The sequence below is a fragment of the Geodermatophilus poikilotrophus genome (assembly GCF_900111455.1).
Taxonomy (GTDB): domain Bacteria; phylum Actinomycetota; class Actinomycetes; order Mycobacteriales; family Geodermatophilaceae; genus Geodermatophilus; species Geodermatophilus poikilotrophus.
In genome coordinates this window covers 953,704-975,730 of record NZ_FOIE01000001.1, presented here as the reverse complement: position 1 = coordinate 975,730, position 22,027 = coordinate 953,704, and the positions used below count along the sequence as shown (strand labels likewise).

Sequence of the window (22,027 nt, the reverse complement as noted above, 5' to 3'; positions counted from 1 at the left end):
CGGCGGTGACCGCTCCTGCGACCGGGGACGCTAGGCGGCGGCCCCAGCACGTGCAAGCACCGACCGCCAGTCCCGAGGTCCCGTCCGTCCCTCCGTGCGCGGGCGGCTCACGGACGCCGTCCTGTCACTGGTGCGTCGTACCGTCGTCCCGTGCGCGCGACCACCGACCTCCGGCCCACCCGCGGGCGTTTCCGCGTCGTCAGCGAGTACCAGCCCTCGGGCGACCAGCCGGCCGCGATCAAGGCGCTGGCCGAGCGGGTCAACTCGGGCGCGACCGACACCGTGCTGCTGGGTGCCACCGGCACCGGCAAGTCGGCGACCACCGCGTGGCTCATCGAGCAGGCGCAGCGCCCGACGCTGGTGATGGCGCCGAACAAGACGCTGGCCGCGCAGCTGGCCAACGAGTTCCGCGAGCTGCTGCCCGACGCGGCGGTCGAGTACTTCGTCTCGTACTACGACTACTACCAGCCCGAGGCCTACGTCCCGCAGACCGACACCTACATCGAGAAGGACTCCTCGGTCAACGAGGAGGTCGAGCGCCTGCGGCACTCCGCCACCAACAGCCTGCTGACCCGCCGCGACGTCGTCGTCGTCTCCACCGTCTCCTGCATCTACGGCCTGGGGACGCCGGAGGAGTACGTCGACCGGGCGCTGAAGATCAAGGTGGGGGAGGAGCGCGACCGCGACGAACTGCTGCGCACGCTGGTCACCGAGCAGTACACCCGCAACGACCTGTCGTTCACCCGCGGCACGTTCCGGGTGCGCGGCGACACGATCGAGGTCTTCCCGGTGTACGAGGAGCTGGCCTGCCGGATCGAGATGTTCGGCGACGAGGTCGAGCGGCTGTACTACCTGCACCCGCTCACCGGCGAGGTCGTGCGCGAGGTCGACGAGCTGTTCGTCTTCCCGGCCACCCACTACGTCGCCGGCCCGGAGCGCATGGAGCGGGCGATCGGCTCCATCGAGGCCGAGCTCGAGCAGCGGCTGGCCGAGCTGGAGAAGCAGGGGAAGCTGCTGGAGGCCCAGCGGCTGCGCATGCGCACCACCTACGACATCGAGATGATGCGCCAGGTCGGCTTCTGCTCCGGCATCGAGAACTACTCGCGGCACATCGACGGGCGGGCGCCCGGGAGCGCCGGCGCCTGTCTCATCGACTACTTCCCCGACGACTTCCTGCTGGTCATCGACGAGTCGCACGTGACGGTTCCGCAGATCGGCGGCATGTACGAGGGCGACATGAGCCGCAAGCGCACGCTGGTCGAGCACGGCTTCCGGTTGCCCTCGGCGATGGACAACCGCCCGCTGAAGTGGGAGGAGTTCACCGACCGCATCGGGCAGACCGTGTACCTGTCGGCGACCCCGGGGCCCTACGAGCTCGGCCGGGTCCAGGGGGACGTCGTCGAGCAGGTCATCCGCCCGACCGGCCTGGTCGACCCCGAGGTCGTGGTCAAGCCGACCAAGGGCCAGATCGACGACCTGGTGCACGAGATCCGGCTGCGCACGGAGAAGGACGAGCGGGTCCTGGTCACCACGCTGACCAAGAAGATGGCCGAGGACCTCACCGACTACCTGCTCGAGCTGGGCATCAAGGTGCGGTACCTGCACTCCGAGGTCGACACGCTGCGCCGGGTGGAGCTGCTGCGCGAGCTCCGGCAGGGCGAGTACGACGTGCTGGTCGGCATCAACCTGCTGCGGGAGGGCCTGGACCTGCCCGAGGTCTCGCTGGTGGCGATCCTCGACGCCGACAAGGAGGGCTTCCTGCGCTCGGGCACCTCGCTGATCCAGACGATCGGCCGCGCCGCCCGCAACGTGTCCGGCCAGGTGCACATGTACGCCGACACCGTCACCCCGTCGATGGCGCTGGCGATCGAGGAGACCAACCGCCGCCGGGACAAGCAGATCGCCTACAACCGCGAGCACGGCATCGACCCGCAGCCGCTGCGCAAGAAGATCGTCGACATCCTCGACGGCATCTACCGGGCCGCGGAGGACGTCCAGGACGTCGAGCTCATCGGCGGCTCGGGCCGGCAGCAGTCCCGGGGCAAGGCGCCCGTGCCCGGGCTGTCGTCGAAGAAGGCCGCCAAGGCGGGCGGGATCGACGTCCAGGGGCTGCCGCGTGCCGAGCTGGCCGACCTCATCACCCAGATGAACGACCAGATGCTGGCCGCCGCCCGCGAGCTGCAGTTCGAGGTGGCCGCCCGGCTGCGCGACGAGCTCACCGAGCTGAAGAAGGAGCTCCGCCAGCTCGACGCCGCGCACGCCTGAGGGAGGATCCCCTGCCCCGCCACTCGCGAGCTCACGGCGGGACCCTGCAGGGGGCCACCCGTCCTCCTCGCCGCACGCAGGCTCGCGGCGAGCCGCCGGACGGGGTCTCGTGGCGGCCGCTCTGCCCCACCTCTCGCAGGCCCGGACGGGACCGAGGAGCTGCAGGGACGCCCCCGCTCCCACCGCGCCAGGAGCCGTGATGGGGCGTGTGGGTCAGGTCACGCCCAGATGAACGAGTTCTCATCCCGGGAACAGCGCGCATCCCGGTAGCGTCACTGGGGAAGTAACCCGCTCGACGGCGGCCCCGCGAGGGTCGGCGTCGGCGGTCACGTGGAGGGGAGTATCCCCCGCGGCGGTGTCGTCAGTACGGAGTCCCGATGGACCCCCGGCGCCGTCGGCCACCTCGAGGGTGAGGGGGCGGGAGAGACCTCAGGTCCGACACTGCGGCGCCGTGCGCGCCGCCGAGTCACCGGAGGTACCTGCCTTGGACGTGCCCTTCTGGGTGTGGGCTCTGACGATCGCCGCGATCGTCGGGATGCTCTTGTTCGACTTCGTCGGTCACGTGCGCACGCCGCACGCACCGACACTGCGCGAATCGGCCGTCTGGTCGGCGGTCTACGTCGGCATCGCCGTGGTCTTCGGCCTGCTGGTCCTGTGGTTCTCCGGCGGTCAGTACGCCGGTGAGTACTTCGCCGGCTACATCACCGAGAAGAGCCTCTCGGTGGACAACCTGTTCGTCTTCGTGCTGATCATGGCCAGCTTCGCCGTGCCGCGGGAGCTGCAGCAGAAGGTGCTGCTGTTCGGCATCGCCTTCGCCCTGGTGCTGCGGACGGTCTTCATCTTCGTCGGCGCCGCGGCCATCGAGCAGTTCAGCTGGATCTTCTACGTCTTCGGCGGCTTCCTCATCTGGACCGCGTGGGCGCAGGCGAGGAGCGGCGGACACTCGCACGACGAGGACTTCAAGGAGAACGTCGCACTGCGGCTGGCCCGCAAGGTCTTCCCGACCACGGACGAGTACCACTCCGACAAGATGGTCACGACCATCCGGGGCCGGCGGCACATCACCCCGCTGGCCATCGCCCTGGTCGCCATCGCCAGCGCCGACATCCTCTTCGCCGTCGACTCCATCCCGGCGATCTTCGGGCTGACCCAGGAGACCTACCTGGTCTTCACCGCCAACGCCTTCGCGCTGCTGGGCCTGCGGCAGCTGTTCTTCCTCATCGACGGCCTGCTCGACCGGCTGGTCTACCTGGCCTACGGCCTGGCCGTCATCCTCGGCTTCATCGGCGTGAAGCTGCTCATCCACGCGCTGCACGAGAACGAGCTGCCGTTCATCAACGGCGGCGAGCACGTCACGGTGATCCCCGAGGTGCCCACGTCGCTGTCGCTGAGCGTCATCCTGGTCACGCTCGTGGTGACCACGGTGGCGAGCCTGCTGAAGAACCGGCGTGACGCGGCCCGCGGCGTCGAGTCGCCCACCGAGGCCGGGGACGCGGCGGCCGACTCCGAGGGTCTGCTGGCTCAGGGGCCCGGCGACCGCGACCCGCACGCGCGCCGTCCCGGCGACGCCCCGCCCTCGCCGCACGACGCGCCGGTCACCGACGCCGCCGAGCACGCCGCCACCGGGTCGACCCGCTCCCGCGGCTGACCTGCGGCACTCCCCACGCCGGGCCCGTCCTCCCCGAGGGCGGGCCCGGTGCCGCGCGCGGCCGGGCCGGCGGCGGTGGAGCCGCGAACACTAAGAACACTTGAGACGTCGCGTCGAAGGTCGACCGGCGGGCAGGTACGGTGAGCGCCGCGGCTCCAGCAGGCCGCAGCCGGTGACGGCTGCGCCGGTCCGGGGGTCGTTGGATGGAGGGGAGTATCCCCCCGCGGCAGTGTCGTCATCACGAGGTCCCATGGCCTCCGGTGCTGCCGATCGTCGGCCCTCCCGGCCGGCGGTGGGAGAGACCTCCGGTGCTGACATCTGCCTGTCCCCGGAGGAAACCGCCGCATGGAACTCCCCGTCTGGTTCGAGGTCTCGACGTTCGTGGGGCTCACCGTCCTGCTGCTCGCCGACCTCGCCATCGTCGCCCGCCGCCCGCACGAGCCCTCCGTGAAGGAGGCGAGCATCTGGGTGAGCTTCTACGTGGCGCTCGCCCTGCTGTTCGGGCTGCTGCTGCTGAGCTTCACCAACGGCACGTACGCGACCGAGTTCTACGCCGGCTGGCTGACCGAGTACTCGCTCTCGGTCGACAACCTGTTCGTCTTCGTGATCATCATGGCCCGCTTCCGGGTGCCGCGGCACCTGCAGCAGGAGGCCCTGATGGTGGGCATCATCATCGCCCTGGTCCTGCGCGGGATCTTCATCCTGCTCGGCGCCGCGGTGATCGAGCGGTTCATCTGGGTCTTCTACATCTTCGGCGCCTTCCTCGTGTACACCGCGATCAACCTGGTCCGGCACCGCGGCGAGGACGAGGACTACGAGGAGAACGCCTTCATCCGGCGGATGCGCCGGGTCCTGCCGATGACCGACGACTTCCAGGGCGCGAAGGTCCGCGTCACGCAGAACGGCAAGAAGCTCTGGACGCCGATGGTCATCGTCTTCCTCGCCCTGGGGACGACGGACCTGCTCTTCGCGCTGGACAGCATCCCGGCGATCTTCGGCCTCACCCGGGAGCCGTTCATCGTCTTCACCGCGAACGTCTTCGCGCTCATGGGGCTCCGGCAGCTGTACTTCCTGCTCGGCGGCCTGCTCAAGCGGCTGGTCTACCTCTCGCTGGGCCTGGCCGTCATCCTCGCCTTCATCGGCGTCAAGCTGATCCTCGAGGCGCTGCACGAGAACAACCTGCCGTTCATCAACGGCGGCGAGCACGTGGATGCTGTCCCGACGATCCCGATCTGGCTGTCGCTGTCCATCATCCTCGGCGTCCTGCTCGTCGCCACGGTCGCCAGCCTGCTGAAGACCCGGGGACAGCTGCCGGAGGAGGAGTCGTCCCTGGGCGCTCCCGACGTCGCGCCGGAGACCGCCGAGTCCGTCGCCACGGGTGGTCCGGCGGCCGCGGCCAGGGCCGAGGCACGGCTCGCCGCGGAGGCCGACGAGGAGGACACCCGCCGCTCCTGAGCGGCGGGTCCGCCGACCGCGACGACCGTGCGTCCTGACGACCTGGCACTGCTGCGCACCCCCGGCGTCCCCACGGTCTCCCCGGACGGGCGCATGGCCGTCGTCGCGGTCGGCCGGCCCGACCTCGGGGACGACGCCGAACGCAGCCGGCTGTGGGCCGTGCCCACCGACGGCTCGGCGCCGCCCCGCCCGCTGACCTCCGGGTGGTGCGACACCGACCCGGTGTTCTCCCCGGACGGCCGCTGGCTGGCCTACCGGGGCGCCGAGCCCGGTGGGCCGCCGCAGCTGCACCTGCTGCCCACGGCCGGCGGCGCGCCGCGGCGGCTCCCCGGTCACCCGCTGGGCGCGGGCCGGCCGGTCTGGTCACCGGACGCCCGCCGGCTCGCCTACACCGCGCGCGTGCCCGAGGTGGACCGCTCCGGCGCCGACCGCGCCGGGCAGCCGCCCTGGCTGGTCACCACGCTGCGCTGGCACGCCGACGGCGTCGGGGTCGTCACCGACCGGCACAGCCACGTCTTCGTCCTCGACCTGCCGCTCGGCACGGAGGACGACGGGGCGCCGCTGCCGCGGCCCCGGCAGGTCACCGACGGCGCCGCCGACGACGCCGACGTCACGTGGAGCCCGGACGGCGCCGAGCTGGCCTTCGTCTCCGCCCGGCACGCGCGCGCCGACCGGGACCTGGTGCGCGACGTCTACGCCGTCCCGGCGGCGGGCGGGGCGCTGCGCCGGGTCACCGACGGCCGCGCGGACTGCTCGCTGCCCGCGTACGACCCCTCCGGCGGCTGGATCTGGCTGACCGCCCGCCTGGACCTGGGCCCCGACGGGCTGGACGTCGCGGGTCGCGGCGCCACGCTGTGCCGCGTGCCGGTCGCCGGCGGCGCGCCCCAGCCGGTGCTCGACCCCGCGTCCACCGACCGCGGCGACAGGACGTCGGCGACCGTGCTGGCCGGGGGAGCGGCCCACCTCGGCGTGCAGCGGCGCGGCGCCGTCGAGCTGCTGCGCGTGCCGCTGGACGGCGGGCCGCCGGAAGCGCTGGTCGACGGGCCGTTCACCGTGCACGGACTGGCGGCGGCCGGCGGGGTCGTCGTCGCGACCGTCGGGCACGACCGCTCGGCCGGTGAGCTGGTCGCCGTCACGCCGGGCCGACGGCGGCTGCTCACCGCCTTCGGTCGCGGCCTGGCCACCACGGGGGCGCTGCGCCGGTCCGAGGAGCGCACCGCTCCCGCGCCCGACGGCGCCGAGGTGCACGGGCGGGTCACCCTCCCGGACGGCCCCGGACCGCACCCGGTGCTGCTGTCGCTGCACGACGGGCCGCACCGCCAGGACGGCTGGTCGCTGTCGGTGGACACCCAGACGCTGGTGTCCGCCGGTTACGCCGTCGTCCGCTGCGACCCGCGGGGCTCGGCGGGCCACGGGCAGGCGCACGCCCGGGCGGTGCGCGGCGCGGGCGGCACCGTGGACGCCGACGACGTCCTCGCCTTCCTCGACGCCGTGCTGGCGGATCCGGCACTCGACCCGGAGCGGGTCGGGGTGATGGGCCTCGGCTACGGCGGGTGGCTGGCGACCGTGCTGACCGGGCGGACGACGCTGTTCGCCGCCGCCGTCGTCGAGGGGGCGCTCACCGACCCGGCCGGTCTCCTCGGCTCCTCGGACGTCGGCTGGTGGTTCGTCGACCAGTACCTCGGCGCGGACCCGCCGGCCCGGGCCGCGGACCTCACCACGCCGACCCTGGTGGTGCACGGCGAGGACGACCGGCGGTTCCCGGCCGACCAGGGCGTGCGGCTGTACGCCGAGCTCAAGCGCCGCGGCGTGCCGGCGGAGCTGCTCCTGTTCCCCGGCGAGGGCTCCGACCTGGGCCGCACCGGCCGGCCCGGGCACCGGCAGGCCCGGCTGGAGCACCTGCTGCGCTGGTGGGCGCGCTGGCTGCCGGTCACCCCCGACGAGGACCTGCCGGGTGAGGACGGGCACCCGGCAGCCGCGCCGGGCGACGACGACGGCCGGGAGCCGCTGACCGTGCGGGCGACCCGGCTGGACTGAGCAGCCGGTCGCCCGCGTTGCCGCCCCCGGCCGCGCGTCCCTAGGGTGCGCCATGGACGTCGTCGAGGTCACGCCCACGTTCGAGCAGTACGCCTTCACCTTCGGCGGGGTCGCCCCGTTGATGCGGATCAGGCCGGGGACGGCGCTGCGGGTGTGGTCCGACGACGCGTTCTGCGGCGCGCTGCAGAAGACCTCCGACCTCTCCAGTGAGAAGGTCGACCTCCGCTTCGTCAACCCGCAGACCGGCCCCTTCCACGTCGAGGGCGCCGAGCCCGGGGACACGCTGGCCCTGCACTTCGTCGCGATGGAACCGGCGCGGGACTGGGGCGCGTCGGCCGCCATCCCGTTCTTCGGCGGGCTGACCAGCACCGACCGCGTCGCCACCCTGCAGGACCCGCTGCCGGACACGACCTGGATCTACGAGCTGGACCGGGCCGCCAACACGGTGACCTTCGCCGCGCAGCACACCGACCTGGAGATCGCCCTGCCCGTCGAGCCGATGCTGGGCACGGTCGGTGTCGCGCCGCCCGGCGGCGAGGTGCGCAGCTCGCTGGTGCCCGAGCGGTTCGGCGGCAACATGGACACCCCGCAGATGCGGCCCGGGACCACCTGCTACCTCGGGGTCAACGTCGAGGGCGCGCTCTTCTCGATCGGCGACGGGCACTACCGCCAGGGCGAGGGGGAGGCCTGCGGCACCGCCGTCGAGGGGGCGATGACCACCACGGTCCTCGTCGAGCTGGTCAAGGGCGGCGCGTCGGCAGCCTTCCCGGCATGGCCGCGCCTGGAGGACGACACGCACTGGATGACGGTCGGCTCCAGCCGCCCGCTCGAGGACGCCTGGCGGATCGGGCAGGTCGAGCTGGTGCGCTGGTTCGGCGAGCTCCACGGCCTGCACCCGATGGACGCCTACCAGCTGCTCACGCAGATCAGCGAGGTGCCGATCGCCAACGTCGTCGACGCGAACTACAGCACCGTGGTGAAGGCCCGGAAGTCGCTGCTGCCCCGGGCCGCCGCCTACGGCGGCCTCCACGACGACCTCCGCCGCCGAGCGGCGACCCTCCGCTGACCCGCCACCCGTCGAGAGGAACCCCATGGACCTGCAGCTCACCGGCTCCCGCGTGCTCGTCACCGGGGGCACCCGCGGCATCGGCCGGGCCATCGTCGAGGCATTCGTCGACGAGGGCGCCGTCGTGGAGTTCTGCGCCCGCGACGCCGCCGAGATCGAGGCGACGGAGAAGGCGATCGCCGAGCGGGGCGGCCGCGCGGCCGGCGTGCAGCTCGACGTGCGGGACGGGCCCGCGCTGACCGGCTGGGTCGAGGCCGCCGCCGGCCGGCTCGGCGGTCTGGACGCCGTCGTGGCCAACGTCAGCGCCCTGGCCGCGGGCCCGGGGGAGGAGAACTGGTACGCCTCCTTCGAGGTCGACTCGTTGGGCACGGTGCGCCTGGCCACGGCCGCGCTGCCGCACCTGGAGGCCAGCGGGCGCGGCTCGATCGTCGCGATCTCCAGCGTCTCCGGGCGGGAGGCCGACTTCGCCGCCGGCCCCTACGGGACGATGAAGACCGCCATCGTCGGGTACGTCTCGGGGCTGGCGTTCCAGCTGGCCGGCCGGGGCGTCCGCGCCAACGTCGTCTCCCCCGGCAACACCTACTTCGAGGGCGGCTTCTGGCAGGCCGTCGAGAACGGCGACCCCGGGCTGTTCGCCGACTCGCTGGGGCTGAACCCGACCGGCCGGATGGGGAGGGCCGAGGAGATGGCCAAGGCCGTCGTCTTCCTCTCCAGCCCGGTGTCCAGCTTCACGACCGGCACCAACCTCGTGGTCGACGGTGCCCTCACCCGCGGCATCCAACTCTGATCGGGCGACTCTTGGAGGCTGAGCCATGGCGCTCATCTACCCCGTCCAGGCCGACTCCCCGGAACCCGAGGACGGCACCGACCCGGACTTCGCCGAGCTGGCCGCGGACCTCTCCGACACCTGGCTGGTCGAGGTGGCGCTCAGCGACGACGGGGACGACGCGTGCTTCGGTCCGCTGTCCGCCCGCGCCGCCTGGGACCTCGCGATCGGCATCGACGAGCGCCGTCCCGCGTGGACGGTCTCCGTCGTCCCGCTGCACGTGGCCGGCACCCCCGACGAACTGGTCGAGCTCTTCGAGGAGTGACCGGGGTCTGGGGCCGCCGGCGTGCCTACGCGGTCGCCAGCACCCGCACCGTGCCGTCGCCGTGGGTGACCAGGACCCGGCTCCCGTCGGGGAGCACCGCGACGCCGGTCGGCGTGCTCCCGGTGGGGACCCGAGCGGTCACCGCACCGGTCGCGGTGTCGACCACCGACACCGTGCCGTCGCCGGCGTTGGCCGTGTAGAGGTGCCGCCCGTCCGGGGCGTAGGCGACGTGCTGGGGGCCCGCGCCCACCCCCGGCACCGTGCCGGCGACCGTCTGCGTGGCGGTGTCGATCAGGGAGACCTCCTCGCCGGCCCGGCCGACCACCGCGACCCGGGTGCCGTCGGGGGACGCCGCGAGGGCGTGCGGGCCGCTGCCGACCGGGATCGTGGCCGCCACGTCGCCGGTCGCCACGTCGAGGACCGAGACGACGGAGGCGACGGGGTCGGCGACGTAGGCCAGGCGGCCGTCGGCGCCCAGCACCACGGCGTGCGGGTTGGGTGTCGTGTCCAGGTGCCCCACCTGGACACCGGTCCGCGCGTCGAGGACGTCGAGGTGGGCGCCGAGCGACACCGGCACGTAGATGCGCGCCCCGTCGGGGCTCACCGCGGCGGTGTGGGGACCGCGGCCGGTCGGGACGGTGTCGACGACGGTGCCGGCGGCCAGGTCGAGGACCACCACGGCGTTCACCCCGGCCTCGGGGTCGTGGACCGACGCGAAGGCGCGCTGCCCGTCCGGCGTGACGGCGACCTGCTGCGGGGGGCCCTCGGCCACCGGGACGGTGCCGACCACCGCGCCTGAGGCGGTGTCGACGACGACCACCGCGCGGCCGGCGGGGTCGGCGACGTAGGCCAGGCGGCCGTCAGGGGTGACCGCGACGTGGCTCGGTCCGGATCCGACGGGGACGGACGCACCCAGGACGGGCGTTGCGGGGCTCGGCGTCGGCGGGGGGAGAGCGGCCGGGACGGTCTCGGCGGGGGCCGTCTCCTGCGGCGCGACGGCGGCCGGGGGACCCGCTCCCCGGCCGGCGTCGTCCCCGCCCCGCCACAGGACGACGGCCAGGACGGCGAGCGCCAGACCGACGAGGAGGGCCAGGGCCGGCCGCCGGTGCCGCCTCCGCCGGTGCTTCGGCCGGTGCGGGTGCCCCGGTCTCCGCTCGCGCCCTGCGGCGTCGAGCTGCCGGGCACCGGGGAGGTCCGTGCCCCAGTGGCCGCGGCCGGGACCGCTCTCGTGCGGGGGCCGGGTCGCAGCTCCGCCTGCGGGGGGCTCTGCCATGCGCCCGGATGATGCCCTGCCGGCGCCCGCTGGTGGTCCGGTCCGGTCGCGGCGGTCCGGTTCGGTGCGGGCTCACCAGCCGCGTTCGCGCCACTCCGCGAGGTGCGGGCGCTCGGCGCCCAGCGTGGTGTCCCGGCCGTGGCCGGGGTAGACCCAGGTGTCGTCGGGCAGCGTGCCGAACAGCCGCTCCTCGACGTCGTCGACCAGGCTGGTGAAGTCCTCCGGCGACCAGGTCTTGCCCACCCCTCCGGGGAAGAGGCTGTCGCCGGTGAAGACGTGCGTGCCCGCGCCCTCCGGCCCGCGCCAGACCAGCGCGATGCTGCCCGGCGTGTGCCCGCGCAGGTGGACCACCTCGAGGGTCTGCGCGCCGACGCGGACGGTCTCGCCGTGCACGACGGGCCGCTGGACCGGGACGGGCAGCTCGTCGGCGTCGGCGGGGTGCGCGACGGTGACCGCACCGGTCGCCTCGACCACCTCGGGCAGCGCGCGGTGGTGGTCCCAGTGCCCGTGCGTGGTGACGACAGTGCGCACGTCGGCGTCCCCGATGAACGCGCGCAGCGCCTCGGGCTCGGCCGCCGCGTCGATGAGCAGCGCCTCGCCGGAGCCGGGGTCGCGCAGCAGGTAGGCATTGTTGGCCATCTCGCTGACCGCCAGCTTGCTGATCGTGAGCCCCGGCAGCTCCCGGACGTCGGCCGGACCACCCACCTCGACGTCCCCGGTGTAACTCCCCGAGCCCATCCCAGCCTCCCGTTCGTGCAGTGTCGGCAGCCGCGGTTACGGTCCAGGCATGGACGCTAGCGGAGGTCTCTCGGCCGGTCGGATCGTCGGCCTCCCGGCCACCGAGCTGGCCACCCGTGTCCGGTCGGGGGAGCTCACCGCGGTGGAGGTCGTCCGCGCGCACCTGGCCCACCTCGACGCGGTCGAGCCGCGCGTCAGCGCCTTCCGCGTCGTCCGCCGCGAGGCCGCCCTGGCCGAGGCGCACGCCGTCGACACCGCCCTCACCCGCTTCGCGATGCCGCTGGCCGGGGTGCCGGTGGCGGTCAAGGACAACGTCGCCGTCGCCGGTGAGGTCTGCACCGACGGCGCGGCGGCACGCGCCGGGCAGCCGGAGACCCGGGACCACGAGGTCGTGACCCGGCTGCGCCGGGCGGGGGCGGTCGTCGTCGGCATCACCCGCATGCCCGAGCTGGGCCTCTACGGCGCGACCGACGCGCCGGGCACGGTCTGCCGCAACCCCTGGGACACCGCCCGCTCGCCGGCCGGCAGTTCCGGCGGGAGCGCGGCGGCCGTCGCCTCCGGGGCGGTGCCGCTCGCCCACGGCAATGACGGGATGGGCTCGCTGCGCCTGCCGGCGGCCGCCTGCGGGCTGGTCACCCTCAAGCCGGGTGCCGGCGTGGTGCCCGGGGGCATCGGGGCGGACGACTGGTCCGGCATGACCGTCAACGGCGCGCTGGCGACCACGGTGGCCGACCTCGCGGTCGCGCACGCGGTGCTGGCGGGGGAGGAGCCGGCTCCGCTCGAGGCGCCCGGCCGGCCGCTGCGCATCGCCGTCTCCACCCGCTCCCCGGTGCCCGGCACACGCGCCGACGGGCCCGCCCGGGCGGCCGTCGACGCCGTGGTCGCGGCCCTCGTCGCGGCCGGGCACACCGTCGTCCGGCGCGACCCGCCGGTCACCGCCGGGGCCGCGGGCGGCGTGCTGGCCCGCTGGGCGGCGGCCGCCGCCGACGACGCCGAGCACCTCGGCATCCCGCTCGCCGACCTCCAGCCCCGCAGCCGCACCCACGCCCGGCTCGGGCGCGCCGTGCGAGCCGCCGGGCTGGTCCGACCGCGCACCGCCGAGCGGTTCCGCGAGCGCATGGTCGAGTTCTTCGCAGGAGCGGACAGCTCGGCCTCCCGGCCCCGTCCCGAGGCTCGCGCCGAGCATGCGAGGCGTGAGGAGGACGGGGTCCTTCTGCCGAGTCTGCGCGGAGCAGGGGACGGAGACGTCCTCGACCTGCTGCTCACGCCGGTCGTGACCGGCCCGCCGCTGCCCGCCCGGCCCTGGCACGAGCGCTCCTTCCTGGCCAACGTGACGGCGCAGGGGCGCTGGGCGCCGTGGACGGCGGCCTGGAACCTGGCCGGCCTCCCGGCCCTCGTGCTGCCCGCCGGCACCCGGCCCACGGGGCAGCCGCTGGCGGTCCAGTTCGTCGGCCCCCCGGGTGCCGAGAGGCGACTACTCTGGACCGCCGGGGAGCTGGAGCGTCGGCTGCCGTGGCGCCGGTACGCACCGGTCTTCGACCCGACCGCCCCGCCGGTCCCCGCACCCGCCTGAGTCCCGACGCGGCACCGCCGCCGCCGGGCGCGCTCCCACGCGCCGCCCGCTCCGCACCACCGCTCCGCAGTACCTCCAGGGCTCGGTTCCCCGAGCACGAATGACAGGGATCACATGGACCGCCTCGTCGTCCGCGGCGCCCGCGAGCACAACCTCAAGGACGTCCACCTCGACCTCCCCCGCGACGCGCTGATCGTCTTCACGGGGCTGTCCGGCTCGGGGAAGTCCAGCCTCGCCTTCGACACGATCTTCGCCGAGGGCCAGCGCCGCTACGTCGAGTCGCTGTCGGCCTACGCCCGCCAGTTCCTGGGTCAGATGGACAAGCCCGACGTCGACTTCATCGAGGGGCTCTCGCCCGCCGTCTCGATCGACCAGAAGTCGACCAACCGCAACCCGCGGTCGACCGTCGGCACGATCACCGAGGTCTACGACTACCTGCGGCTGCTCTACGCGCGCGCCGGCCAGCCGCACTGCCCCAACTGCGGCAAGCCGATCTCCCGGCAGACCCCGCAGCAGATCGTCGACCAGGTGCTGGCGATGGAGGAGGGCACCCGCTTCCAGGTGCTCGCCCCCGTCGTCCGGGCCCGCAAGGGCGAGTACGTCGACCTGTTCAGCTCGCTGCAGACCCAGGGCTTCTCCCGGGTCCGCGTCGACGGCGTCGTCCGCCAGCTGACCGACCCGCCGAAGCTGAAGAAGCAGGAGAAGCACACGATCGAGGTGATCGTCGACCGGCTCACCGTCAAGGAGAGCGCGAAGCGGCGGCTCACCGACTCGGTCGAGACGGCGCTGGGCCTGGCCGGCGGTCTCGTCGTCCTCGACTTCGTCGACCTGCCCGAGGACGACCCGCAGCGCGAGCGCACCTTCTCCGAGCACCTGGCCTGCGTGGACGACGGGCTGTCCTTCGAGGCGCTCGAGCCGCGGTCCTTCTCCTTCAACTCCCCGTTCGGCGCCTGCCCCGAGTGCACCGGCATCGGCACCCGCAAGGAGGTCGACCCGGACCTCGTCGTGCCGGACCCCGGCAAGAGCCTGGCGCAGGGCGCGATCGCCCCGTGGGCGACCTCGATGAGCAACGAGTACTTCACCCGGCTGCTCACCGGTCTCTCGCAGCAGCTCGGCTTCTCCATGGACGACCCGTGGGAGCGGCTGCCGGCCAAGGTGCAGAAGGCGGTCCTGCACGGCTCGCCGGACCAGGTGCACGTCCGCTACAAGAACCGCTACGGCCGCGAGCGCAGCTACTACGCCGCGTTCGAGGGCGTGCTGCCCTTCCTCGAGCGGCGGCACGAGGACACCGACAGCGAGTACATGCGGGACAAGTACGAGGGCTACATGCGCGACGTGCCCTGCCCCGTCTGCCACGGCACCCGGCTCAAGCCCGAGATCCTCGCCGTCAAGCTCAACGGCCGTTCGATCGCCGAGGTCACCGGCCTGTCCATCGGCGACGCCTCGGGGTGGCTGAACAGCCTGGAGCTCGGCGAGCGCGAGCGGGCCATCGCCGACCGCGTGCTGCGGGAGATCCAGGCCCGGCTCTCCTTCCTGGTCGACGTCGGCCTGGACTACCTGTCGCTGGACCGGCCGGCCGCGACGCTGGCCGGTGGCGAGGCCCAGCGCATCCGGCTGGCCACCCAGATCGGGTCCGGGCTGGTCGGCGTCCTCTACGTGCTGGACGAGCCCTCGATCGGGCTGCACCAGCGGGACAACACCCGGCTGATCGAGACCCTCGTGCGGCTGCGGGACATGGGCAACACGCTGATCGTCGTCGAGCACGACGAGGACACCATCAAGACCGCCGACTGGGTCGTCGACATCGGCCCCGGCGCCGGTGAGCACGGCGGCGAGGTCGTCGTCAGCGGCACCGTCGAGGAGCTGCTGGCCAGCGAGCGGTCGCTGACCGGGCAGTACCTCTCCGGCCGCAAGGAGATCGCCGTCCCGCAGGTGCGCCGCCAGCCGACGCCCGGCCGGGAGCTGGTCGTCAAGGGCGCCCGCGAGCACAACCTCAAGGGCGTCGACGTCACCTTCCCGCTGGGCCTGCTCGTGGCGGTCACCGGCGTCTCGGGCTCCGGGAAGTCCAGTCTGGTCAACGACATCCTCTACACGACCCTGGCCAACGAGCTGAACCGCGCGCGGATGGTGCCCGGCCGGCACCGCACCATCACCGGCCTGGACCAGCTCGACAAGGTGGTGCACGTCGACCAGTCGCCGATCGGCCGCACCCCGCGGTCCAACCCGGCGACCTACACCGGCGTCTGGGACCACGTGCGCAAGCTGTTCGCCAGCACGTCGGAGGCGAAGATCCGCGGCTACCAGCCCGGCCGCTTCTCCTTCAACGTCAAGGGCGGCCGCTGCGAGGCCTGCTCCGGCGACGGCACGCTGAAGATCGAGATGAACTTCCTGCCGGACGTCTACGTGCCGTGCGAGGTGTGCAAGGGCGCCCGGTTCAACCGGGAGACCCTCGAGGTGCACTACAAGGGCAGGACCGTCGCCGAGGTCCTGGACATGCCCATCGAGGAGGCGGCCGACTTCTTCGCGGCCATCCCGGCCATCTCCCGGTACCTGCGCACGCTCACCGAGGTCGGGCTGGGCTACGTCCGGCTCGGCCAGCCGGCGACCACCCTCTCCGGCGGCGAGGCGCAGCGGGTGAAGCTGGCCAGCGAGCTGCAGAAGCGGTCCAACGGCCGCAGCATCTACGTGCTCGACGAGCCCACCACCGGGCTGCACTTCGAGGACATCCGCAAGCTGCTCATCGTGCTGCAGGGCCTGGTCGACAAGGGCAACTCCGTCATCGTCATCGAGCACAACCTCGACGTCATCAAGAGCGCCGACTGGCTGATCGACATGGGCCCCGAAGGCGGGTTCCGCGGCGGCACGGTCGTCGCCGAGGGGCCGCCGGAGTTCCTCGCCACGGTCCCGGAGAGCCACACCGGCCGCTACCTGGTCCCGGTGCTCGACCCGGACGCGGTCGCGGCCTCGGCGGCGCCGAAGAAGCGGGCGCGCAAGAAGGCGAGCTGAGCGGCGGTCGGGCACCCGGGCGAGGATGACCGGGTGTCCGATACTGCGCGCACGCACGACCTGGTCGTCTACGGCGCCACCGGCTTCGTCGGCCGGCTGCTCGCCGCGTACCTCGCCGACGCGGCCCCGACCGGCCTCCGCATCGCGCTGGCCGGCCGGTCGTGGAGCCGGCTCGAGCAGGTGCGCGGCGAGCTGCCGGCGGCCGCCCGCGACTGGCCGCTCGTCGAGGCCGACTCCAGCGACGCCGGATCGCTCACCGCGATGGCCGCCTCGACCCGGGTGCTGGCCACGACCGTCGGCCCGTACGTCCGCCACGGCCTGCCCGTCGTCGAGGCCTGCGCCCGGGCCGGCACGCAGTACGCCGACCTCACCGGCGAGGTGCTGTTCGTCCGCCGGGCGATCGACCGCACCGACGCGGTCGCCCGCGACACCGGTGCCCGGATCGTGCACGCCTGCGGCTACGACTCCGTCCCCTCCGACCTCTCCGTCCTCCTGCTCGCCGAGCGGGCGCGGGCCGACGGCGCCGGCGGCCTGCGCGACGTGCAGCTGGTCGCCACCGCCCGCGGCGGGATCAGCGGTGGCACCGTCGCCTCCGCCCGCGCCCAGTTCGAGGAGCTGGGCCGCGACGGCACGGCGCGGCGGCTGGCCGGCGACCCGTTCGCGCTCAGCCCCGACCGCGACGCCGAGCCCGACACCCGCCAGCCCCGCGACGCCGGTCCGCCGTCGCGCACACCGGACGGCCGGTGGACGGCGCCCTTCCTGATGGCCCCGTTCAACACCCGCGTCGTCCGGCGCAGCAACGCGCTGCAGGGCTGGGCGTACGGCCGCGGGCTGCGCTACGGCGAGGTGATGGGCTGCGGTCCGGGGGTCCCCGGTGCCGTGACGGCCGCCGGGGTCACGGCCGGGCTGGCCGCCGTCGCCGCCGCGATGAGCCTGCCCCCCACCCGGTCCCTCCTGGACCGGGTGCTGCCCGAACCGGGCGCCGGCCCCGGCGAGGAGACCCGGGCCCGGGGCTGGTTCCGCATGGAGGTCGACGCGACCACCGAGAGCGGACGCCGGTACCGCGCCACCGCCGCCGGCCAGGGCGACCCCGGGTACGCCGCCACCGCGGTCATGCTGGGCGAGACCGCGCTGGCGCTGGCGCTGGACGGCGACCGGCTCCCCGGCCGGGCCGGATCGCTGACCCCGGCCACCGCGCTGGGGTCCGTGCTGGTGGACCGGCTGCGCGCCGCCGGGCACAGCTACGAGGTCGCCGGGGCCTGACCCCCCGGACCGGGGGACGTCGGCGGGCTTGAGCGGAGGGCGACCCGGGCCCTACCCTCCGTGTGACCGACGTCACGTCGCCGTCCGGCGTGACGGGTCCCCGATGGAGGAGGCGCCGGTGAGTGCGCTCACGCCCGACTGTGACCCGGACCTGTCCAACTGCGGCTCGCCGACGTCCCCACCCGGGGGCGGCGTGCGGTCCACGGTCGTCCTGCTCGCCCTGGTGACCGTCGCGGTGCTCGCCGTCACCGGCGAGGCGGTGCCGGGCGCGGTGGCCTCCCTGGCCGGTGGGGTGGGTCTGGTGTCCGCGCTCGTGCTGGGCGGGCGGGCGGTCCGCCTGGCCCGGCGGGCCGGCGCGGCGGTCGCGGCGCACGCGTCCCGGGCCGGAGCGGTGCACCGGTCGCGCCCGGTCGGCTGACGCGGCGGGCCGGCACCGGGCCGCCCTGCGCGGCCGGTGGGGAGCAGGCAGGCTGACCGGCGACGACGCCGTCCGAGGAGGCCTGCCGCGATGACCGACCCCGCCCCCGTCACCTGGACCGCGGCCGCCGACGGCGTCCGGCTCGCCGAGCGCCGCTGGACGCCCGACGGCACGGTGCGGGGGACCGTCCAGCTCGTGCACGGGCTGTCCGAGCACGCCGGCCGCTACGAGCGGCTGGCCCGCGCGCTCACCGTGCAGGGCCTCGCTGTCGCCGCGCTCGACCAGCGGGGGCACGGGCGCACGGCCGAGTCGACTGGCCCGGGCGGCTTCGGGGGAGGCGCGACCAGCGACGCCGTCCTCGACGACGTCCGCGACCTGGGGCAGCGACTGGCCGCCGACCACCCCGGCGTCCCGCGCGTCCTGCTCGGCCACTCCCTGGGCTCCGCGGTCGCGCTGGCCTCCGCCGAGCGCGACGGCGGCGGTCTGGCCGGCCTGGTGCTCTCCGGGCCGATCGGCGTCTCACCGGACCTCGCCGAGGCCGTGCCGCAGCTCCAGGCGGCGGTCGCCGGCGGGATGGGCGACCAGCCGATGGACGCCCTGGGCGCCTTCAACGCACCCTTCGAGCCGGCCCGCACCCCCTTCGACTGGCTGACCCGCGACGCCGACGAGGTCGACGCCTACCTGGCCGACCCGCTGTGCGGCGACGACTTCCCGCCGACGTACCGCTACGGCGCCGGGATGTTCGAGCTCGTGACGCGGGCGGCGACCCCCGAGGCCGTGGCCGGGCTGCCCGACGGGCTGCCCGTGCTGCTGCTGGCCGGACAGCGCGACCCGGTCGGTGGGGTGGACGCCGCCCAGGTCACCGCGCTGGCCGACCTGCTGCGCGCCCGCGGCCTGCCGGTCGAGCTGCGGGTGTACCCCGACGCCCGGCACGAGGTCTTCAACGAGACCAACCGCGACGAGGTGACCGCCGACCTGCTGGCCTGGCTGGGGGCCCGGCTCGGTGGCTGACCGGCGTCGGAACCACACCGGTGTCATCTGCCCGGCGAAGCGTCGTCCGGCCCACCTAACCTGGGGTGCATGCCCGACCCGTCCACGTACCGACCGGCGGTCGGCAGCATCCCGGAGTCACCCGGCGTCTACAAGTTCCGCGACCCCAACGGCCGGGTGGTCTACGTCGGCAAGGCCAAGAGCCTCCGGCAGCGGCTGAACAGCTACTTCGCCGACGTCGCGGGCCTGCACCCGCGCACCCGGCAGATGGTGACGACGGCGGCCAGCGTCGAGTGGACCGTCGTCGGCACCGAGGTCGAGGCCCTCCAGCTCGAGTACAACTGGATCAAGGAGTTCGACCCGCGGTTCAACGTCCGCTACCGCGACGACAAGAGCTACCCGAGCCTCGCCGTGACGCTCAACGAGGAGTACCCGCGGCTGCAGGTGATGCGCGGCCCGAAGAAGAAGGGCGTCCGCTACTTCGGCCCGTACGCGCACGCCTGGGCCATCCGCGAGACGCTCGACACCCTCACCCGCGTCTTCCCGGCGCGCACCTGCTCCAACGGCGTCTTCAAGCGCGCCGGCCAGATCGGCCGGCCCTGCCTGCTCGGCTACATCGGCAAGTGCGCCGCCCCGTGCGTCGGCCGGGTCTCCGCGGAGGAGCACCGGCAGATCGTCGACGGCTTTTGCGACTTCATGGCCGGCCGCACCGACCAGATGGTCCGCCGCCTCGAGCGCGAGATGGCCGAGGCCGCCGAGGCGATGGAGTACGAGAAGGCCGCCCGGCTGCGCGACGACCTCGGGGCGCTGCGGCGGGCGATGGAGAAGCAGGCCGTCGTCCTCGGTGACGGCACCGACGCCGACGTGGTCGCCTTCGCCCAGGACGAGCTGGAGGCCTCCGTGCAGGTCTTCCACGTCCGCGGCGGGCGGGTCCGCGGCCAGCGCGGGTGGATCGTCGACAAGGTCGAGGAGGTCACCACCGGCGAGCTGGTCGAGCAGTTCGTGCTGCAGGTCTACGGCGGCGTCGACGACGCGACGGGCGTCGGCGAGGCGGGCGAGGCGGTGCCCCGGGAGGTGCTCGTCCCCGAGCTGCCCGATGACGCCGACGTGTACGAGGAGCTGCTCAGCGAGCTACGCGGCAGCCGCGTGAGCCTGCGGGTGCCGCAGCGGGGCGACAAGCGGGCCCTGCTGGAGACGGTGGAGCGCAACGCCAAGGAGGCCTTCGCCCGGCACCGCGTCAAGCGGTCCAGCGACCTCACCGCCCGCTCGCTGGCGCTGTCGGAGCTGCAGGAGGCGCTGGAGCTGCCCGACGCGCCGCTGCGCATCGAGTGCATCGACGTCTCGCACGTCCAGCAGACCAACGTGGTGGCCAGCATGGTCGTGTTCGAGGACGGCCTGGCGAAGAAGTCCGACTACCGCCGGTTCTCCGTCACCCACGGCACGGACGACACCGCCGCGATGGCCGAGGTCGTCCGGCGCCGGTTCGCCCGCCACCTCAAGGAGGAGCAGGACCGCCGCGACGAGCAGGGGGTGGCGGCGGAGGAGGGCCGGCCGCGCCGGTTCGCCTACCCGCCGAACCTGCTCGTGGTCGACGGCGGTGCCCCGCAGGTCGCCGCGGCCGCCCGGTCGCTCGACGAGCTGGGCATCGTCGACGTCGCTGTCTGCGGGCTGGCCAAGCGGATGGAGGAGGTGTGGCTGCCCGGGGAGTCGGACCCGGTCATCCTGCCGCGCACCTCCGAGGCGCTGTACCTGCTGCAGCGGGTCCGCGACGAGGCGCACCGCTTCGCGATCACCTACCACCGGCAGAAGCGGTCCACCAGCATGCTGGTCTCCCTGTTGGACGACGTCCCCGGCCTCGGGGAGACGCGGCGGAAGGCGCTGATGAAGCAGTTCGGATCGCTGAAGCGGCTGCGGGCCGCCACCGTCGAGGAGCTGGTGGCCGTGCCCGGCATCGGCCGGCGGACGGCCGAGGCCGTGCTCTCGGCGGTGGCGCAGCCGGAGGCGGGGGAGACGGCGGGCGCACAGCCGGAGGAGGGCGGGCCCGCGGACGACGCCGCACCCGCCGGCGAGACCGTGGAGACGACGACCGCCCCGAGCGGCCCGGCCGAGCGCGGCACCCTCCGCAGCGGCTCCGGCGCCACCGCCGAGGTCGGGCTGGTGGCGTCGTGATCGGCCCGGTGGTGGATCCGGCGCCGCCGGGCAGCAACGAACGGGGAGCACCGTGACGGAGCAGGCCGGGACCGCCCACCTCGAGGTGCCGCCCGGCGCCCCCGGGCACCCGCACAGCGAGGTGCCGGTACCGCTGGACCCCACCTCCACCGAGACGCAGCCGCTCGACGTCGTCGTCGTCACCGGGCTCTCCGGCGCCGGCAAGAACAGCGCCGGGCGGGTGCTGGAGGACCTCGGCTGGTTCGTCGTCGACAACCTGCCGCCGGCACTGCTGCTGCCCATGGTGGAGCTCGGCGCCCGCGGCGACGTCCGCCGCTTCGCCGCCGTCGTCGACGTCCGCAGCCGGGCCTTCTCCAGCGACCTGCAGGAGGCCATCCGGGTGCTCGCCGAGGCCGGCCACCGGCCCCGGGTGGTCTACGTGCACGCGCGCGACGAGGTGCTGGTCCGCCGCTACGAGTCCAACCGGCGAGAGCACCCGCTGCAGGGCACCGGCACGCTCATCGACGGCATCACCGAGGAGCGGGCGCTGCTCACGGGCATCGCCGGCGAGGCCGACCTCTGGGTCGACACCAGCGACCTCAACATCCACCAGCTGCGCGCCACGCTGGAGAACGCCTTCGCCCGCGAGGGCAAGACGCCGCCGCTGACCGCGACGGTGCTCAGCTTCGGGTTCAAGTACGGCCTGCCGCTGGACGCCGACCTGGTCGTCGACGCCCGCTTCCTGCCCAACCCGCACTGGCTGCCCGAGCTGCGCCCGCACACCGGTCAGGACCCGGACGTCCGCGACTACGTCCTCGGCCAGGACGCCGCCCGGCCGTTCCTCGACCGCTACACCGACGTGCTGCGCCTGCTCATCCCCGGCTACCGCCGCGAGGGCAAGCGCTACCTGACCCTCGCCGTGGGCTGCACCGGCGGGAAGCACCGCAGCGTCGCCATCGCCGAGGAGTTCGCCCGCCGGCTGCGCGCCGACGGCATCGACGCCACCGTCCAGCACCGCGACCTGGGCCGCGAGTAGTGGGCGCCCCGGGGCACGCC

Annotated in this window: 16 protein-coding genes; 14 read left to right on the top strand and 2 right to left on the bottom strand. The window is 74.2% G+C overall.

The features are described 5' to 3' along the window. Positions 1 to 150: 150 nt before the first annotated feature. The 7 genes from uvrB to BMW27_RS04440 all read left to right on the top strand — a co-directional run bounded on the left by uvrB (position 151) and on the right by BMW27_RS04440 (position 9,562). Positions 151 to 2,265 (top strand): excinuclease ABC subunit UvrB, encoded by a 2,115-nt coding sequence (gene uvrB / locus BMW27_RS04470; RefSeq protein ID WP_091439611.1) that lies wholly within the window; start codon positions 151 to 153, stop codon positions 2,263 to 2,265. A gap of 490 nt (positions 2,266 to 2,755) precedes the next feature. Then, positions 2,756 to 3,913, top strand: coding sequence for a TerC family protein (locus tag BMW27_RS04465; RefSeq protein WP_245743303.1), 1,158 nt, complete (start codon positions 2,756 to 2,758; stop codon positions 3,911 to 3,913). Positions 3,914 to 4,258: 345 nt separating this feature from the next. Next, entirely contained in the window at positions 4,259 to 5,368 is a 1,110-nt protein-coding gene (locus tag BMW27_RS04460) for a TerC family protein (protein WP_091439605.1), read from the top strand. Between the two features lie 27 nt (positions 5,369 to 5,395). Continuing rightward, complete coding sequence (locus BMW27_RS04455; protein WP_091439601.1) at positions 5,396 to 7,405, top strand: S9 family peptidase; 2,010 nt, start codon at positions 5,396 to 5,398, stop codon at positions 7,403 to 7,405. Between the two features lie 52 nt (positions 7,406 to 7,457). Beyond that, a complete protein-coding gene (locus BMW27_RS04450) occupies positions 7,458 to 8,471 on the top strand; it encodes an acetamidase/formamidase family protein (RefSeq protein ID WP_091439598.1) in 1,014 nt (337 codons plus the stop codon). 25 nt (positions 8,472 to 8,496) lie between these two features. Further along, a complete protein-coding gene (locus BMW27_RS04445) occupies positions 8,497 to 9,258 on the top strand; it encodes an SDR family NAD(P)-dependent oxidoreductase (protein ID WP_091439595.1) in 762 nt (253 codons plus the stop codon). A gap of 25 nt (positions 9,259 to 9,283) precedes the next feature. Beyond that, entirely contained in the window at positions 9,284 to 9,562 is a 279-nt protein-coding gene (locus BMW27_RS04440) for a hypothetical protein (RefSeq protein ID WP_091439592.1), read from the top strand. Positions 9,563 to 9,587: 25 nt separating this feature from the next. Here BMW27_RS04440 and BMW27_RS04435 read toward each other — a convergent pair whose 3' ends face one another. Continuing rightward, on the bottom strand, positions 9,588 to 10,835 hold the full coding sequence (locus BMW27_RS04435) for a YncE family protein (RefSeq protein WP_091439590.1): 1,248 nt from the start codon (positions 10,833 to 10,835) through the stop codon (positions 9,588 to 9,590). 72 nt (positions 10,836 to 10,907) lie between these two features. Next, positions 10,908 to 11,573 (bottom strand): MBL fold metallo-hydrolase, encoded by a 666-nt coding sequence (locus tag BMW27_RS04430; protein WP_091439587.1) that lies wholly within the window; start codon positions 11,571 to 11,573, stop codon positions 10,908 to 10,910. 49 nt (positions 11,574 to 11,622) lie between these two features. Between BMW27_RS04430 and BMW27_RS04425 the strand changes: the two genes are divergently transcribed. The 7 genes from BMW27_RS04425 (at position 11,623) to rapZ (ending at position 22,007) form a co-directional block, all read left to right on the top strand. Then, complete coding sequence (locus BMW27_RS04425; protein ID WP_091439584.1) at positions 11,623 to 13,146, top strand: amidase; 1,524 nt, start codon at positions 11,623 to 11,625, stop codon at positions 13,144 to 13,146. 114 nt (positions 13,147 to 13,260) lie between these two features. Continuing rightward, positions 13,261 to 16,152 (top strand): excinuclease ABC subunit UvrA, encoded by a 2,892-nt coding sequence (gene uvrA, locus BMW27_RS04420; RefSeq protein ID WP_091439581.1) that lies wholly within the window; start codon positions 13,261 to 13,263, stop codon positions 16,150 to 16,152. Between the two features lie 33 nt (positions 16,153 to 16,185). Further along, positions 16,186 to 17,415: a saccharopine dehydrogenase family protein gene (locus tag BMW27_RS04415; RefSeq protein ID WP_091439577.1), complete on the top strand. Its 1,230-nt coding sequence runs from the start codon at positions 16,186 to 16,188 to the stop codon at positions 17,413 to 17,415. Positions 17,416 to 17,533: 118 nt separating this feature from the next. Further along, positions 17,534 to 17,833, top strand: a complete 300-nt coding sequence (locus BMW27_RS04410) for a hypothetical protein (protein WP_091439871.1) — start codon at positions 17,534 to 17,536, stop codon at positions 17,831 to 17,833. Positions 17,834 to 17,923: 90 nt separating this feature from the next. After that, entirely contained in the window at positions 17,924 to 18,844 is a 921-nt protein-coding gene (locus BMW27_RS04405; RefSeq protein ID WP_091439575.1) for an alpha/beta fold hydrolase, read from the top strand. 69 nt (positions 18,845 to 18,913) lie between these two features. Further along, positions 18,914 to 20,992, top strand: a complete 2,079-nt coding sequence (uvrC, locus tag BMW27_RS04400) for an excinuclease ABC subunit UvrC (RefSeq protein WP_091439573.1) — start codon at positions 18,914 to 18,916, stop codon at positions 20,990 to 20,992. Between the two features lie 52 nt (positions 20,993 to 21,044). Further along, positions 21,045 to 22,007: an RNase adapter RapZ gene (gene rapZ, locus BMW27_RS04395; protein ID WP_091439571.1), complete on the top strand. Its 963-nt coding sequence runs from the start codon at positions 21,045 to 21,047 to the stop codon at positions 22,005 to 22,007. Positions 22,008 to 22,027 lie beyond the last annotated feature (20 nt).

Coding starts and splice junctions, on each gene's coding strand:
- BMW27_RS04460 (WP_091439605.1), top strand. CDS start 4,259: ATGGAACTCCCCGTCTGGTTCGAGGTCTCGACGTTCGTGGGGCTCACC.
- BMW27_RS04450 (WP_091439598.1), top strand. CDS start 7,458: ATGGACGTCGTCGAGGTCACGCCCACGTTCGAGCAGTACGCCTTCACC.
- BMW27_RS04445 (WP_091439595.1), top strand. CDS start 8,497: ATGGACCTGCAGCTCACCGGCTCCCGCGTGCTCGTCACCGGGGGCACC.
- BMW27_RS04440 (WP_091439592.1), top strand. CDS start 9,284: ATGGCGCTCATCTACCCCGTCCAGGCCGACTCCCCGGAACCCGAGGAC.
- BMW27_RS04435 (WP_091439590.1), bottom strand. CDS start 10,835: ATGGCAGAGCCCCCCGCAGGCGGAGCTGCGACCCGGCCCCCGCACGAG.
- BMW27_RS04430 (WP_091439587.1), bottom strand. CDS start 11,573: ATGGGCTCGGGGAGTTACACCGGGGACGTCGAGGTGGGTGGTCCGGCC.
- BMW27_RS04425 (WP_091439584.1), top strand. CDS start 11,623: ATGGACGCTAGCGGAGGTCTCTCGGCCGGTCGGATCGTCGGCCTCCCG.
- uvrA (WP_091439581.1), top strand. CDS start 13,261: ATGGACCGCCTCGTCGTCCGCGGCGCCCGCGAGCACAACCTCAAGGAC.
- BMW27_RS04405 (WP_091439575.1), top strand. CDS start 17,924: ATGACCGACCCCGCCCCCGTCACCTGGACCGCGGCCGCCGACGGCGTC.
- uvrC (WP_091439573.1), top strand. CDS start 18,914: ATGCCCGACCCGTCCACGTACCGACCGGCGGTCGGCAGCATCCCGGAG.